Origin of the sequence: Chryseobacterium sp. MMS23-Vi53 (assembly GCF_047651245.1) — a bacterium.
In the GTDB taxonomy this organism is placed as follows: domain Bacteria; phylum Bacteroidota; class Bacteroidia; order Flavobacteriales; family Weeksellaceae; genus Chryseobacterium.
Genome location: NZ_CP180265.1, coordinates 2201078 through 2218222 on the forward strand (window position 1 = coordinate 2201078; position 17145 = coordinate 2218222).

6 protein-coding genes, 2 tRNA genes and 4 rRNA genes are annotated in these 17145 nt (G+C 38.2%); 4 read left to right on the forward strand and 8 right to left on the reverse strand.

The annotated features are described in order from the left end of the window. Window positions 1-104: 104 nt before the first annotated feature. Genes ACKX2A_RS09710 through ACKX2A_RS09725 form a run of 4 tightly spaced genes read left to right on the forward strand, consistent with a single transcriptional unit; the run spans window position 105 to window position 4687 of the window. A complete protein-coding gene (locus ACKX2A_RS09710) occupies window positions 105-884 on the forward strand; it encodes a WxL protein host-binding domain-containing protein (RefSeq protein WP_415329221.1) in 780 nt (259 codons plus the stop codon). Next, on the forward strand, window positions 877-3618 hold the full coding sequence (locus tag ACKX2A_RS09715; protein WP_415329222.1) for a hypothetical protein: 2742 nt from the start codon (window positions 877-879) through the stop codon (window positions 3616-3618). The genes ACKX2A_RS09710 and ACKX2A_RS09715 overlap by 8 nt, the downstream gene beginning before the upstream one ends. Next, window positions 3615-4148 carry a hypothetical protein gene (locus ACKX2A_RS09720; RefSeq protein WP_415329223.1) on the forward strand — a complete coding sequence of 178 codons (534 nt, stop codon included), beginning with the start codon at window positions 3615-3617 and terminating at the stop codon, window positions 4146-4148. Before ACKX2A_RS09715 ends, ACKX2A_RS09720 begins: the two co-directional genes overlap by 4 nt. 11 nt (window positions 4149-4159) lie before the next feature. After that, window positions 4160-4687, forward strand: coding sequence for a hypothetical protein (locus ACKX2A_RS09725; protein WP_415329225.1), 528 nt, complete (start codon window positions 4160-4162; stop codon window positions 4685-4687). 252 nt (window positions 4688-4939) lie between these two features. Here the strand turns inward: ACKX2A_RS09725 and ACKX2A_RS09730 are convergent, their stop codons facing one another. The 8 genes from ACKX2A_RS09730 to rrf (ACKX2A_RS09765) all read right to left on the reverse strand — a co-directional run bounded on the left by ACKX2A_RS09730 (window position 4940) and on the right by rrf (ACKX2A_RS09765) (window position 17107). Then, window positions 4940-6835, reverse strand: coding sequence for a SusD/RagB family nutrient-binding outer membrane lipoprotein (locus ACKX2A_RS09730; RefSeq protein ID WP_415329226.1), 1896 nt, complete (start codon window positions 6833-6835; stop codon window positions 4940-4942). A 21-nt stretch (window positions 6836-6856) separates the two neighbouring features. Next, the gene (locus ACKX2A_RS09735; RefSeq protein ID WP_415329227.1) at window positions 6857-9766 is read right to left on the reverse strand and encodes a SusC/RagA family TonB-linked outer membrane protein; all 2910 of its coding nucleotides are present in this window, start codon (window positions 9764-9766) and stop codon (window positions 6857-6859) included. A gap of 686 nt (window positions 9767-10452) precedes the next feature. Continuing rightward, a 5S ribosomal RNA gene (gene rrf, locus ACKX2A_RS09740) occupies window positions 10453-10561 on the reverse strand. A gap of 125 nt (window positions 10562-10686) precedes the next feature. Further along, window positions 10687-13439, reverse strand: a 23S ribosomal RNA gene (locus ACKX2A_RS09745). Window positions 13440-13597: 158 nt separating this feature from the next. Further along, a tRNA-Ala gene (locus ACKX2A_RS09750) sits at window positions 13598-13671 on the reverse strand. A gap of 80 nt (window positions 13672-13751) precedes the next feature. Then, window positions 13752-13825 (reverse strand) — tRNA-Ile (locus ACKX2A_RS09755). Between the two features lie 215 nt (window positions 13826-14040). Then, window positions 14041-15557, reverse strand: a 16S ribosomal RNA gene (locus ACKX2A_RS09760). Between the two features lie 1441 nt (window positions 15558-16998). Next, window positions 16999-17107, reverse strand: a 5S ribosomal RNA gene (gene rrf, locus ACKX2A_RS09765). The 16S, 23S and 5S rRNA genes sit together here with 2 tRNA genes alongside, the layout of an rRNA operon. Window positions 17108-17145 lie beyond the last annotated feature (38 nt).

The window sequence follows — 17145 nt, forward strand, 5'->3', positions numbered from 1 at the left end:
TATATATACAGTCAAGAAGAAATAGTCCTCTTTTCTTCTTGGTCTTGTATTATCAATTTTTAAACACCAAACTTTACATAATTATGATAAAGCGCATTCTCTTTTTGTCAATTTTTATCTTTCAATTCTATTTTCTGAAAGCAGGTATTGTTGTTCTCAACGGGCTTTCACATTCTTATCAGGTCGAAAATGGAAAAGTTTACAAAGGAAAAATTGAAATAGAAAATACAGGCAATCAATCACAAAGTGTAAAATTATTTCTTCAGGATTACAGCTATAAATCAGACGGAACGATTTATTATTCAGCTCCTCATACCAACGATAAAACAAATACAGATTGGATTAAAATGAATACCAATCTCGTAACTCTTAAAGCGAAACAAAAAACAGAAATATTTTATGAAATCACCGTTCCCAACAATGTTTCCGAACCGGGAAGTTATTGGAGTGTGATTATGGTAGAACCTGTTGAAGAAATTAAACCTAATGATAATAAACAAGGCGTAAATATCACGTCGATTATTCGCTATGCGATTCAGGTGATTACGGATTTAAATTCTGATAAAGCAAAACCCGATCTGAAATTTGAAGATGTAAAAATTGAAAAAGAAGATGGAAAACAAATTTTAAAAGTTGCCATCGCCAACCAAGGAAATCTCTATTGCAAACCAACCGCAAATATTGAGATCTATAACAAAAAAACAGGAGAAAAACTTGGTAATTTTTCCAGTCAGGCATTGGGATTACTACCACAAACCTCAAAATCTTTCCATATTGATATCAGCAAAATGCCGCCTGATAAATACAATGCTGTACTCATCGCCACCGATGAAGATGAAAACGCATTTGCTCTCAATGTGGAATTAGAAGTAAAGAATGATTAAAAATTGTGCTTTATATCTATTCATATTATTCCCAGTATTCATTTTTGCTCAAAAAGAAAATTTTGTCAACAAAAAAGATAGTCTGCTGCCGGGAACCTCTACTTCTATTTCCTTTACGATAGAAAATCCGACCTCGGAAAATAAGATTTATGACATTAAAGTTGATACTTCCAGTCCTCATATTTCACCGATTCTAAAAAATGGAGAACTGAAAATTTCCTCTAATGAAAATAATATTTATATCGTTCCCTTAAAAATCGCAACAGAAACACCACAAGGAAAATATTCTGTATTTCTCAACGGAACAGAAAAAACAACAGGTGAAAAATTCATTAAAAAGACAGATTTCTTTGTTACAGGAAGCAGAAAAATCACTTTAAATCCTTTACATTCTCCTGAATTTGTAAAAGCTGGAGAAATCATTTCATCTACTTTTCTTTTAAAAAATAACGGAAATGTCTCCGAAAGTTTACTGCTCGAAAGTAAAAATGCAGTTGTTGAAGAAGGTTCATCATTAATTTTACCTCCGGGAGAAAGCAAAATCATCACGGTCAAAAAAATCACAAATCCTAATCTTGGAACAAATGAATATCAAAATCTAAATCTTTCAGTTTATTCCGCGGACAATCCAAAAGAAAATCAGACCGCTTATACAAGCGTAAAAATTATTTCGGTAAAACCTGTTGAAGAAGATATTTTTCACAGATTACCTGTTGCTGCTTCCCTATCTTTTATTGGAATGAGAAATCGGGGTGAATATAATGACGGTTTTCAGGGAGAAATTTATGGAAAAGGAAGTTTGGATAAAGACAATAAAAATCAGATTGAATTTCATGCGGTCACCAAAAATCAAGTGGAATTCAGTTCTTTTACACAATACGAAGAATATTTTATCAATTACAGAAGAGAGGATTTCTATATTCATTTAGGAGATAAAAATTATTCATCATCTTTCTTAACTGAGTATGCGAGATACGGTCGCGGTGCGGAAATTCGTTTTGATTTAAAGAAAATCAGCTTTGGTGGTTTTTACAATCATCCGAGATTTTTCAGAGATATTAAAGATGAATTTAATATTTATTCAACTTATAAAATTGCAAAAGAATCGGAAATCACCGCCGGATATCTGTATAAAATTCCGCGTACGGAAAATATTGGTTTAAGTTTTACCAATGTGAGATTGGACTCCAATGCACATTTACCTTATGTTACCGGAAAATTCAAATTAAATAAAAATATCGAAGTCTCAGGAGAAGCTTCCTACAGCAAAACCGACAGAACCGACGGAACAGCTTTCATGATTCAAGCCATCGTTAATTTTGAAAAATTAAGTGGAAATGTCATGTACATGAGATCGAGTCCCGAATATGCAGGATATTTTAACAACACCAATAATTTTAACGGAAATCTTCAATATAAACTTTCGAAAAGAATAAATATTATAGCTAATTACGTTCAGGATGCGAGAAATTTTCAGCGTGATACGTTATTTTTAGCAGCTCCTTACCGAAAATTTCTGCAGTATGGTTTACAATATAAATATGCAAAAAAAGGCTCGTTGATGTTATACAACGGATTTCAACGATACGAAGACCGTTTAATGCCAAAAGAATTTGATTATAAAGAACGATTCTTCCGCGCAACAGTCGATCAGCAAATCGGAATGTTTCAGATAAATATTGAAGGGCAATTTGGAAAAACCAACAATTATTTGAGTGGATTTTCTGGAAATTCAAGTATTTATTCTGCTAATATTAGTTTTGAAAAATTTAGAACTTCATTTAATATTTTTGGAAGTTATGCGATTACTTCGCGTTATGAGATGCTCAATCAGAAGCAGTTTTATTATGGTATGAGAATTTTAAGCCGGCTTTCAGACAAAACTAACTTTAGTTTGTTCTATCAAAATAATTATATGCCGGAAGAATATTTCGCCGACCGAAATCTTTTTGAATTGCTTTTTCATCAACAGATTTTCCGAGGTCATGAATTCGATCTTTCGGGTCGATATGCTTTGCAAAGAGGTGAATTGGGAAATAAAGACTTCATTTTTTCGCTTCGCTATACTTTAAGAATGAATGTTCCCACTCAGAAAATTGCAGATTACACAACTCTTTCCGGAAATATCAACAATCTTGGTGTGAAAAAAGTCGAGGGAATCCGCTTACAATTAGGAAATCATTTATCTATAACGGACAAAAGCGGAAATTTTATATTTAAAAATGTAATTCCAGGAGATTATGTTTTAGAGATTGACCGATCTTCAACTGATATTAATGATATTCCAAATGTAAATGTACCCGCTTCTTTAGTTTTAGCAAATAAAGAAAATATTTTCAATTTTGGGCTGACAAGTGCGGCTAAAATTCAAGGAGAAATTCAATATTCGGAAACAGGACAGGCAAGTTTTGCAGGATATTCATTTAATAAAGACAAAAAGAAAAAAGACAATATCATTCTTGAAGTTTCAAGCGGAGATCAGGTTTTCCGAAAAATGGGAATTATCGGAGAAAGTTTTGATTTTACTTATCTGCGTCCCGGTGACTGGAAAGTAAAAGTGTATAGAAATGGTTTGGATAAACGGTATAAAATTCCGGTCGATCAGTTTGAATTTAATTTAAAACCATCAGAAACAAAAAAAATAACCATTAATATTATCAAACAGCAATCTGAAATAAAATACCAACAGGAAACCATCAAGGTAAGTTACAACGAAAACAAGAAGAAAAAATGATGTATTTCAAAATTATATTTTTAACCGTTCTTATAATTTCCTGTAAAATATTTTCACAAACTACGGGCAACAGATCTGTTGCTGTGACTTTGCCTGTTGTAACTTTAATGGATATCGAACCAACCGGAGCCATAAGTCTTAATTACACTGCTCCAACCGAAGCAGGAAACTCTGTAACTGCACCTTCTGCCAATACCACAAAATGGATCAATTATACGTCTGCAATTGCATCAGGAGGATTAACCAGAAGAATTACAGCATCCATCAATCAGGTGATTCCTGGAGTTGATATTAAAATTCAGGCAGCCGCAGCCTCTGGTTCAGGAGGCGGAACTTTGGGAACACCTACTGCACAAGTTACGTTGACGACGACAGCTCAAACTATCATCAGTGGAATTGGTGGAGCATTCACAGGAAACGGCGCAAACAACGGACATCGACTGACCATCACGTTAACAACCAATACCTATGCGAATCTGTCTGCGAGAACGAACACTCCCGTTGTCATTACTTATACTATCACAGAATAAAATTAAAAGAAATGAAGTTTTACTATAATTTTTTTAGGCATTCATTTATTGCAAAAAGCATATTCATTATTCTTTTAATTTTAAGTTTTAATTTAAAATCACAAAGAACAATTACTGTCGGCGGAACAAACTGGACGGTTTCAATTCCCTCCATAACTGAAGCCGGGTCTAATTATGCAGGAACTTACGAAAGCGCTACCAATCAGGTTTTATTGGATGCAAGTGTTCCTTTATTATTAGGAAACGGAAAAGTAAGTGTGCATTATCTGGCTAACCCGACATGGAATTCTAATCTTGTTTTAAAGGCGAGACGAACCGGAAACGGAACGACCTCATGTGTTGGTTGTACGATTACAGGAGGAACAAATTATACAACTATTCCTTTGTCTACAGATGTTGAATTGTTTAGAATTACAGCAGTTTTGACATTGGCATCTTATACTAATATTCCTGTACAATTGGAGTTGTCGGGCGTTTCTGTGACGATTCCTGCTGCGACTTACAATAGTTTGGTTGTTTTTACGATTGCTGCTCCATAAATATATTTGAAGCTTTTCCCGCTTTCCATTACAATCTTTTTTTGCAAAAAAGGATTTTCATTCCAATCGGGGCTAGGGTTGCAGTCACACAATTAAACATTGGAGAAAATATCACAATCTGTTATCCCCAAGATCGCATGGGAGTGACAAATTGTATGGATATAAATTTAAATAAGAAAAGTTCAAAGCAAAGAAAGTCCCTTTCAAAAATTTGAAAAGAACTCCATGAAAAATAAAATTTGCGCTTTTATTTTAATGTTTTGCCCACCAAAGGGGAGTGAGAACAGCGTCTTCACCTCCTAGAAGCTGAACAGCTTTATCATATCCAGTTTGATCCGTATTTCTAAATGTACTTGGATATCTTAATCTTTGCGGGAAATTTTTAATAGAATTCGTCATATAATTTCCTGAATTCAAGTTTGGTAAATTAACTAAAGGCGTTTCAATAGCAGGATTCTCAAAGAAAGGAAGACCCAATCTTCTATGATCATTCCAAGATTCCAAAGGTAACCACGGCATATTGGCAATGTACTTTTGGGTAATAATTTTTGTTAATTTATCATTTTTAAATGCTCCGTTTTTATAAATTGTATTGACCGGATAATTAATTGCCACAGAAATCAGATTATTGGTTGCGGGATCTTTATACTGCATGGTATGCGTTGCTCCGGGCTCTGCTGTATGGCTATAAGAAACCGAAGTTCCATCCCTATTATAATCTGTGGAAGTTATATATTGACTGTAAAACTGCGAAACATTATTATACGTAAAACTATCCTGAATACCTTTATTATAGGCCGCTTCATCGCTCATTGGAACATTCCAGCCTTTTAAAGCAGCTTCAGCAATTAAAAAATAAGACTCCCAACTCGCGAAAAATATTCTGGAATTGGTACTTTCTCTGTACTGTTTTCCCAAAGCAGGCATGCAGCCTACAACATTCCTCAATCCGTTTCGCTGACCTTTTACTCCCCAGTTTCCTATGGTATACGCATTCCAGGTATTTACAGTATTAATGGTAATTTTAGAATTATCTGCAAAAGTAAGATCACCATGATTGGTCGTTGCCTGATTCGTATATGTCGGATATAATGAATAGATCGGACTTGTAAGATCTCCAGGAATATAAAACGTTTTGTATGCCCTTGGGTCAATTTTATTTGGAAGCCCATCCAGCCAATAACCAGCACTTGGATCATTGGTCATGGTTGTAAATTGCTGATCATATTTAATTCCAATATAATCAGAAGCTTTTATAGCCGAAGCCTGCGATGCTGGTAATTGATTTGCAGAATTGATTCCGCCTAAGCCAATGTAAATATTATTTAAAGTTGCTGATAAAATCTGAGAATTCCATTCTCTGGACATCACTCCGGTTAGGGCATCCCAACCCGGTTTTTCTGCAACTTTAAAATTATCTGTGCTTGTCGCAATAAACATATTAGAATTGGCTGCTGCTTCAAATTCCGTTTTTGCTTTTGCAGGATCTACTTCGGCAATTCTCATGGCAATTCTCATTCTCATGGAATTGGCATATTTTACCCATTGGCTCCATTTAAATCCGTAAACCATATCATAAGCATTCGAATTTGAAGGAACACCTTGAGTTACGTCCATTTTTGAAACTGCTTCTTTTAATTCATCTAAAATAAAATAATATACTTCTTTTTCTGAATTAAAAGTAGGATTGGTTCCTTGAAATGCCTGAATAGGTTGTGGTCCGAAATTATCGGAAAATTCGCTCATCAAATAAGCTCTCCAAATTCTAGAAACCTGAATGATATTATCATAATAAGGCTTTCCTTGTCCAAGTGCTTTCTTTTCGTTGGCAAGCTGAATAGCTCCGTTGGCATTATTCAACCATTCGGAAATATATTTCCAATATTCAGACGTCCAGGAATCATCATAGGTTCCTCCTGCAATTCCTGTTGTTAAATGTTGTCTTCCCGCTGTTTTCCAATATAAGACAAAAACTCGTTCGGCGATATTAGGATCCTGTTGAGCTCCGAGAATAGAGTTATTTAAAAAATATTCCGGTTCTGCTTTATTGGTATCAACAGCAAAAGGATTATTATTGATGTCTTCAAAATCATTGCATGAAACAGAAAGTACCGTTAATGCAAAGATGGATAAGATATATTTTTTCATTGTTTCAATTTTTTATTGGTGTTAAAATCCTAGAGTAATGGTAAATAAATATGATCTTGAGGTAGGAAATGCGAGGTTTTCAAATCCTACAGCATTAGAATTGATCGCAAAAACCGATTCCGGATCTATCCCTTTTGACTTACTGTAAATCATCCATACATTATTTGCTGTAAAAGCTATTTTTGCACTCTGTAATGCAACTTTTTGGAAAACACTTTTAGGTAAACTATAAGACAGTTGAATATTTCTTAAACGAATATTGGTTGCATCGTAGATATTTTGTTCATTAATTCCCAAATTTCCTCCTGATGTCGTTACTGCCGTCCAATAATCCTGTTGTGTAATTTGAGTAGTATTCGCTGTATAGCTATTTCCACTTTGAACAACAGCATCAAGAACAAAATTATCACGTCTTCCTCCTGGAGCTGTATCTGCGGCAAGACCAGCATTCTGTAATGCGTTTTGGGTGGATGAGAAAAATTTACCTCCAATTCTTCCATCAATTAAAAATGATAATCCGAAATTTCTATAATTAAAACTATTCGTAAAACCAAATAAAGCCCTTTGACTTTGATCTCCTAAATACTGACTATCTGAAGTTGCAATGGGTAATCCATTAGTTCCTACAATTAATTTTCCAAAATAAGGACTGTTTGGATCTTCAACTCTCAAAAACTTAGTTCCATAAATAGCTCCATAAGGTCTTCCTACTTCAGCAAAAATTCCAACAGTATCGTATCCTCCTAAAGCATATTTTGTGATATTTCCGTCAATTTTATCAATGTTACTTTGTAATGTTGAAAAATTAGCATTTACATTCCAAGTGAAATTTTCTTTCTTAAAAATATCCGTATTCAAAACAAATTCAAATCCTCTGTTATGAAGACCTCCAGAATTGATCATCTTTCTTTCATATCCTGAAAGCGGATTAATTGGAATAGCGATCAATTGATCTGTTGCATTATTATTATAATAACTTATATCCAATGAAACTCTGTCAAAGAATTTCAAGTCTGCTCCCACTTCAAAAGTCTTTAATTTCTCTGCATGCAGATTTGAATCAAAAAGTATTTTATTCCTAGTTAAAGTAATATGTCCCGTAGGATCGGTAGAAGCAAAATATGTATTATACAACTGTTGTGGCCCCAATGAATTCCCCGTTGCCGAATATGCTGCACGAAGTTTGGCGAAAGTCAGCACTTTGGAACTTGTCCCGTTTAGTTTTTTTAGCATATCCGTTAAAACTAAAGATGTGCTTATCGAAGAATAAAAATAAGATCTGTTCGTATTATTTAAAGTTGAAGACCAGTCATTTCTTGTAGTGGCATTGATAAACCAATATCCATCATAATTAATCTCCCCAGCTGCAAATACTGAATTAATTTTTTTCCATTGATCAACTTCAGTCGTCGTAAGCGAAGCCAAATCACTTGTATTAGTTGTACTGAAAACATTAGCAAGAATAAGATTTTGCGTTGTAAAATAAAGCGCTTTGGTTCTACTTTCCATCATTTGTCCGTAAACCGAAAGCGATCCTCCCCATTTTCCAACAATATTATCTTTTTTGGCGTTTAAACTTGCTATATAGTTATTTTCATAGAACTTCTCTTGGCTCGTCGAATAAGAATTTTTGCGGGAAGAACCTGTCCAAACTCTTGCATCTGAATTTAATGAATAAAAATCCGTTCCTAATCTTACGTCTGCATTTAGCCAGCTATTAAACTGATATTTTAAATAACCGTTCAATAAAAAACGATCTTTTTTATCTTCATTGAGACTGTTATAAGCCGACCAATAAGGATTAATTCCATTTGAAGTAATCCAGCGTGACGTAACTTCATTCTGCATTTGACCTTCACGATAATCTCTCACATCGATATTCTGTGGCATCAATAGAATTTGCGGATAATAGTTCCCATCTCCTTGTCCCCCAGAAGGTCTATTCTTACCTTTTACGCTCATATATTGAGCTTTCACTTCCGTAGTCCATTTTTTATTAGCCCCGAAATTAGCGTTCATTTTACCCATAAAATTGAACCTTTCATACTTAGAATTAGGAATCTGGCTATTACTGCTTAAATAATTTGCAGAGGTATACAAACTCGCTCCTTCTCCTAAGTTTTCCTGAAAGCTTAAAGTATGTTGGGTATTTGTCCCTGTTCTAAAAAAGTTTTTTAAATTATCATGCACCGTCATATCCGAACCCTCAAATGCGGGTCCCCAAGAAGATGTATTATCAACACCAGTCGGATTAGATAGCCCATTACTTCCCTGCGCAAAGCTATGTTGCAAATCAGGTTTCATAAAAATATTTTCAAAACCTAAACTGGTAGAATAATTAATTCCTATACCACCTTTTTTCTTACCGGTTTTTGTAGTAATCAAAATAACACCATTTCCACCTCTCGCACCATAGAGTGCAGAAGCTGCACCACCTTTCAAAACAGAAACACTTTCGATATCGTCGGGATTAAGGTCGCTCAATCCATTCCCCATATCAAGATCAGGATTCCAAAAATCGTTATTAAAGTCTTTACCATTTTGTTTAACCTTCGATCCTAAGCCATTGCTTAAAGGAACGCCATCAACAACAATCAAAGGTTGATTATCTCCTCCAAACGAATTAAAGCCTCTTAAATTGATTCTCGAAGACGATCCAGGACCAAAACCTCCTTTTATCACTTGAAGTCCCGCAACCTTACCAACAAGAGCATTAGTAACATTGTTTTCCTTAGCATCGACAAGAGTTTGGCCTTTTACATCTTGGAAAGAATATCCAAGAGCTTTCTTTTCTTTTTTCACACCATAAGCGGTGACAACGACTTCATCAATTTTAGATGTCTTAAGCGAATCACTATTTTGCGCATACAATCCACTCATACAAAATAATGTGGATTGAAGTAATCCAATCTTAAAAATAGTTTTTTTCATAAAATGCGATTTGGTATAAACTTACTAATATTTTAATATATTTTAACAAATAGAAATGATTCATATTAAAATTATGCAGAATCATTAATTATTTATTTTAAATATATTAATAAAAATAATCACATTTAAGTGATAAAATAAAATTTTTAACCAAATTACATAAAGTCCTTAATGTTGGATTTTTAATGATTTTTTTATTTAAACGATTAATCAAATAATTAAAATAAATAAACAATCCCCAAAATATAAATCCAACTTAAAAAATTTTAGATGTGTTAAATTATTTATATAAAAATATAATTTTCTAGGAGCTCAATCTCGCTATCCGCTCATACTCCTCGCTCCACTGCTTTCCCTCCTTCCCCGTTTCTAAATCCATCCACTCCCAAACTCTCCAACCCAACTGCGGGGTAACCGCTACTATCGAGGCTAGGGTTGATGTCATTCTTATTCACATTTGTCATTGCAAGAAAAGTGAATAATCTTTAAAGTTATCAAGGAGAGTACGAAACGGCGCTTTAGTCCAAGGCAAGATAAATTCCTATCATATCATTAGGTCAGGGTCATAGAAACGTATTGTATCTAGCATCTAGCAAAAATAAATGATATAGATTGTTTGAGTTTTCATTTCAGTTTATTGCAAAAAAAAGTCTCATAGAACTTAATCTATGAGACTTTTAAATAAAAACTGGCGGCGACCTACTCTCCCGCTATTCGCAGTACCATCGGCGCTGGTGGGCTTAACTTCTGTGTTCGGAATGGGAACAGGTGAGCCCCACCGCTAAAACCACCCTAAAGGTTGTATATAGCTGTTGGCTATTGGCTTATTGCCATTGGCCATTAGCGTTTTATCGGTAAATTTCATCACAAAGGCAAAACCAAGGCTGCACTTATAAGGCTTGTTTTAATAATAACCAATAGGCTATAAATCTACGGGTAATTAGTACTACTCGGCTATGCTGTTACCAACTTTACACCTGTAGCCTATCAACGTGGTCATCTCCCACGACCCTTAAAAGATGTCTCATCTTGAGGCGAGTTTCGCACTTATATGCTTTCAGTGCTTATCTCTTCCAAACGTAGCTACTCAGCGGTGCACCTGGCGGTACAACTGATACACCAGAGGTTTGTTCAATTCGGTCCTCTCGTACTAGAATCAAGCCCTCTCAAACATCTAACGCCCGCAATAGATAGAGACCGAACTGTCTCACGACGTTCTGAACCCAGCTCGCGTGCCACTTTAATGGGCGAACAGCCCAACCCTTGGGACCTTCTCCAGCCCCAGGATGTGACGAGCCGACATCGAGGTGCCGAACCTCCCCGTCGATGTGAGCTCTTGGGGGAGACTAGCCTGTTATCCCCGGAGTACCTTTTATCCTATGAGCGATGGCCCTTCCATACGGAACCACCGGATCACTATGTCCTGCTTTCGCACCTGATCGACTTGTTGGTCTCACAGTCAAGCACCCTTATGCCATTACACTCTACGCACGGTTACCAAGCGTGCTGAGGGTACCTTTGAAAGCCTCCGTTACTCTTTTGGAGGCGACCACCCCAGTCAAACTACCCACCACGCAATGTCCTTCTAAAAGAAGTTAGGCTCCAAGTAAGTAAAGGGTGGTATTTCAACGTCGGCTCCACAAACACTAGCGTGCCTGCTTCAAAGCCTCCCACCTATCCTACACATTACTTACTCAAAGTCAATACGAAGTTATAGTAAAGGTTCACAGGGTCTTTTCGTCCCATTGCGGGTAATCGGCATCTTCACCGATACTACAATTTCACCGAGCTCGTGGCTGAGACAGTGCCCAGATCGTTACACCATTCGTGCAGGTCGGAACTTACCCGACAAGGAATTTCGCTACCTTAGGACCGTTATAGTTACGGCCGCCGTTTACTGGGGCTTCAGTCAAACGCTTCGCTTACGCTAACGCCCTTCCTTAACCTTCCAGCACCGGGCAGGTGTCAGACCCTATACAGCATCTTTCGATTTAGCAGAGTCCTGTGTTTTTGATAAACAGTCGCCTGGGCCTCTTCACTGCGGCCAGCATTGCTGCTGGCGTCTCTTCTTCCGAAGTTACGAGACTATTTTGCCTAGTTCCTTAGCCACGACTCACTCGAGCACCTTAGGATTCTCTCCTCGACCACCTGTGTCGGTTTTGGTACGGGTTGCTTCACTTCGGCTTTTCTTGGATCCGATTTCACTATAACAGCTTCGCCCGAAGGCTAGGCCTTGACACTTCCGTCCGTCTTCAATAGCTACGTCGAACCGTCCCCTTTTTAGTGTGAGCAAGTATGGGAATATTAACCCATTGTCCATCCACTACCCCTTTCGGGTTCGCGTTAGGTCCCGACTAACCCTCAGCTGATTAGCATGGCTGAGGAAACCTTAGTCTTTCGGTGAGGGGGTTTCTCGCCCCCTTTATCGTTACTTATGCCTACATTTTCTTTTCTGTCCGCTCCACAATACCTCACGATACTGCTTCGGCGCAAACAGAATGCTCTCCTACCAGATGTATTAATACAAATCCATAGCTTCGGTAATATGTTTATGCCCGATTATTATCCATGCCGGACCGCTCGACTAGTGAGCTGTTACGCACTCTTTAAATGAATGGCTGCTTCCAAGCCAACATCCTAGCTGTCAATGCAGTCCAACCGCGTTGCTTCAACTTAACATATATTTGGGGACCTTAGCTGTTGGTCTGGGTTCTTTCCCTCTCGGACATGGACCTTAGCACCCATGCCCTCACTGCCGCAGAACATTTATTAGCATTCGGAGTTTGTCAGGAATTGGTAGGCGATGAAACCCCCGCATCCAATCAGTAGCTCTACCTCTAATAAACTCATTTGCGACGCTGCACCTAAATGCATTTCGGAGAGTACGAGCTATCTCCCAGTTTGATTGGCCTTTCACCCCTACCCACAGGTCATCCGAAGACTTTTCAACGTCAACCGGTTCGGTCCTCCACTTTGTGTTACCAAAGCTTCAACCTGCCCATGGGTAGATCACAAGGTTTCGCGTCTAATCCTACTAACTATCCGCCCTATTCAGACTCGCTTTCGCTCCGGCTCCGGACCTGAAGTCCTTAACCTCGCTAGTAAAATTAACTCGTAGGCTCATTATGCAAAAGGCACGCCGTCACCCAACTTGTGGGCTCCGACCGCTTGTAGGCGTACGGTTTCAGGTTCTATTTCACCCTTCTATTCGAAGTGCTTTTCACCTTTCCTTCACAGTACTTGTTCACTATCGGTCTTTCAGGAGTATTTAGCCTTGGAGGATGGTCCCCCCATATTCAGACAGGATTTCACGTGTCCCGCCATACTCATTTATCATCTATATATACCTTTCGAGTACAGGATTATCACCTTCTATGATTGTTCTTTCCAGAACATTCCTCTAAATATATATAGACTTTTGGGCTAATCCGCTTTCGCTCGCCACTACTTACGGAATCTCTTCGATTTCTTTTCCTCCGGGTACTTAGATGTTTCAGTTCTCCGGGTTTGCTCCTCTTACGAGGTGACAGGTCTTCAACCTGCCGGGTTGCCCCATTCGGACATCTCGGGATCTATTCGTGTGTGCCAATCCCCCGAGCTTTTCGCAGCTTACCACGTCCTTCGTCGCCTCTGAAAGCCTAGGCATCCGCCATACGCCCTTAACGATTTCTTTCCTATTTTTAGGTTACTCAAGCACTTATAAGTGCTCGGTTTTCTCTTTGTGATGTCTTTACCGTTAATGTCAATGATCTTAATGTCTTCTTTTTGGTTTAGTAAACAATTGTTGTTTTTGGCTCCAATCGTCACTTTTAAACTAAACCTCCAAAACTGTGGAGAATAAGGGAGTCGAACCCTTGACCTCCTGCGTGCAAGGCAGGCGCTCTAGCCAGCTGAGCTAATTCCCCTCTAGTGCTTTTAGCTTTTGGCTTTTTGCTATTGGCTTTTGGCCAGAAGCTAGTCGCTAATTGCTATCCGCTTTAATTAGTAGTCTCGGGCAGGCTCGAACTGCCGACCTCTACATTATCAGTGTAGCGCTCTAACCAGCTGAGCTACGAGACTTTGTTTTTAGTTCGTGGTTGTCGGTTTTTAGTCGATAGTAAACTATCTTCTAATTGCTAACCTCTAACTTCTTACTAAAATCTCTTCCCTTTACTAATTTCTAGTGGGTTTTGTATTTTTTTATATATCAACCAAACAAAAAACTAAAGCTTTACTTTGAAGTAAGTACAGTGTGTCTAGGACACTAATTTTGTTTTACGTCTTAAGACGCTCTAAAATGAGATGTTCCAGCCGCACCTTCCGGTACGGCTACCTTGTTACGACTTAGCCCTAGTTACCTGTTTTACCCTAGGCAGCTCCTGTTACGGTCACCGACTTCAGGTACCCCAGACTTCCATGGCTTGACGGGCGGTGTGTACAAGGCCCGGGAACGTATTCACCGCGCCATGGCTGATGCGCGATTACTAGCGATTCCAGCTTCATAGAGTCGAGTTGCAGACTCCAATCCGAACTGAGACCGGCTTTCGAGATTTGCATCCTATCGCTAGGTAGCTGCCCTCTGTACCGGCCATTGTATTACGTGTGTGGCCCAAGACGTAAGGGCCGTGATGATTTGACGTCATCCCCACCTTCCTCTCTACTTGCGTAGGCAGTCTCACTAGAGTCCCCAACTCAATGATGGCAACTAGTGACAGGGGTTGCGCTCGTTGCAGGACTTAACCTAACACCTCACGGCACGAGCTGACGACAACCATGCAGCACCTTGAAAAATGTCCGAAGAAGGATCTATTTCTAAATCTGTCATTTCCCATTTAAGTCTTGGTAAGGTTCCTCGCGTATCATCGAATTAAACCACATAATCCACCGCTTGTGCGGGCCCCCGTCAATTCCTTTGAGTTTCATTCTTGCGAACGTACTCCCCAGGTGGCTAACTTATCACTTTCGCTTAGTCTCTGAATCCGAAAACCCAAAAACGAGTTAGCATCGTTTACGGCGTGGACTACCAGGGTATCTAATCCTGTTCGCTCCCCACGCTTTCGTCCATCAGCGTCAGTTAAGACATAGTAACCTGCCTTCGCAATTGGTGTTCTAAGTAATATCTATGCATTTCACCGCTACACTACTTATTCCAGCTACTTCTACCTTACTCAAGACCTGCAGTATCAATGGCAGTTTCATAGTTAAGCTATGAGATTTCACCACTGACTTACAGATCCGCCTACGGACCCTTTAAACCCAATAAATCCGGATAACGCTTGCACCCTCCGTATTACCGCGGCTGCTGGCACGGAGTTAGCCGGTGCTTATTCGTATAGTACCTTCAGCTTTCCACACGTGGAAAGGTTTATCCCTATACAAAAGAAGTTTACAACCCATAGGGCCGTCGTCCTTCACGCGGGATGGCTGGATCAGGCTTGCACCCATTGTCCAATATTCCTCACTGCTGCCTCCCGTAGGAGTCTGGTCCGTGTCTCAGTACCAGTGTGGGGGATCACCCTCTCAGGCCCCCTAAAGATCATTGACTTGGTGAGCCGTTACCTCACCAACTATCTAATCTTGCGCGTGCCCATCTCTATCCGCCGGAGCTTTCAATATCAACTGATGCCAGTTAATATATTATGGGATATTAATCTTCCTTTCGAAAGGCTATCTCCCAGATAAAGGCAGGTTGCACACGTGTTCCGCACCCGTACGCCGCTCTCAAGATCCCGAAGAATCTCTACCGCTCGGCTTGCATGTGTTAGGCCTCCCGCTAGCGTTCATCCTGAGCCAGGATCAAACTCTCCATTGTATGTTTGTTCTTGACTCACTCAAAGTTTTTTTAACGCTTTAGTTTTTCCTTACTTGGTTGTTATATTGTATTTCAATGAACTTCGTTCTTTCGCTTTTTAATGGGACAATCTTTCTGTCAGTGTCACCCCGTATTTGCGTGTGCAAAAGTAATAACTTATTTTTAATTGACCAAATCTTTTTAAAGATTTTTTAAAGTTTTTTGATGACCTTAATTCTCTTTATTTCCACTCCGTCAATCTCACTCCTGCTCCCCGTTTTACCGGACTGCAAAGATACAAAACTTTTCTAATCTCACAACTTTTTATCTAATTTAATTTTGCAATTAGCTTAAATAAAATTGTGTTTGATGTAATCGTTTGTTATCTAAAAGTGTTTCTTGTTATTGGCCTTGTTTTAGGCTCTTCTGCGCTTCCTACTTCCTCTCGTTTTCAGTGGGGCAAAGATAGGTTCTTTACTTAATACCAAACAAGTTTATTTAACATAAAATTAAAATAGAATCGCAATTGTGGGAAACTTTGATATCTAACTTATTGGTTTGTTTTATATTAAAAGGTTATTCATACTTATCCACATTGATGAAATAGTGTTTTAGTGTTTTAGCGTTTTAGCGTTTTAGCGTTTTAGCGTTTTAGTGTTTTAGTGTTTTAGTGTTTTAGTGTTTTAGTGTTTTAGTGTTTTAGCAAAATTAAAGCATATAGAGAATTTCAAAAAAATTCAGATATTTTTGATTAATTTTTTTATAATTTTAAATTGAATGTAAGAGACGTAAAATAATCGGCGGACTTGATCCCTTAAAAGTAATTCTACTTTTTAAATAAAATACAGGAATATATATTATTCTGATAATCTCTCGCAGATTTTGCAGAGAGCGCAAATTTTTATACTGATTTTAAATTTTATTTTCTTTCTTTATTAATCTCTATACAGTTTGTACTTTGGAGGATCCAGACTGGTTGCTTCAAATATAAAATGAATATTATATTAACCATGAAATAAGATTTAAGATCTTAAGTCATATTAAAAAACATCAAAGATATTCTAAAAAGTAAGATCGTTGCATTATTTAAGGAGATGGCTTTCTTCCATCAGAACAGCACAGACGGCTTCGGTATCGTAATGATACAAAATACAAAACTATCTTCTGTGATTAGCAGACCGCCCCTACGGGGCTCGTGATCTCTGCATCACATTGTAATGCTATTACCAGTTCGCTCCTCCGGAGCTCTATTTCAGGCAATAGGCAATAGGCAATAGGCAATAGGCAATAGGCAATAGGCAATAGGCAATAGGCAATAGGCAATAGGCAATAGGCAATAGGCAATAGGCAATAGGCAATAGGCAATAGGCAAAGATAAATCTTTGAGTTTTGAGCCCGGATTTCTTCAGTTTATTGCAAAAAAAAGTCTCATAGAACTTAATCTATGAGACTTTTAAATAAAAACTGGCGGCGACCTACTCTCCCGCTATTCGCAGTACCATCGGCGCTGGTGGGCTTAACTTCTGTGTTCGGAATGGGAACAGGTGAGCCCCACCGCTAAAACCACCCTAAAGGTTGTATATAGCTGTTGGCTATTGGCTTATTGCCA

What these genes read in the sequence shown, in the direction of transcription:
- ACKX2A_RS09725 (WP_415329225.1), top strand. Translation starts at nt 4,160, where the DNA reads ATGAAGTTTTACTATAATTTTTTTAGGCATTCATTTATTGCAAAAAGC.
- ACKX2A_RS09730 (WP_415329226.1), bottom strand. Translation starts at nt 6,835, where the DNA reads ATGAAAAAATATATCTTATCCATCTTTGCATTAACGGTACTTTCTGTT.
- ACKX2A_RS09720 (WP_415329223.1), top strand. Translation starts at nt 3,615, where the DNA reads ATGATGTATTTCAAAATTATATTTTTAACCGTTCTTATAATTTCCTGT.
- ACKX2A_RS09735 (WP_415329227.1), bottom strand. Translation starts at nt 9,766, where the DNA reads ATGAAAAAAACTATTTTTAAGATTGGATTACTTCAATCCACATTATTT.
- ACKX2A_RS09715 (WP_415329222.1), top strand. Translation starts at nt 877, where the DNA reads ATGATTAAAAATTGTGCTTTATATCTATTCATATTATTCCCAGTATTC.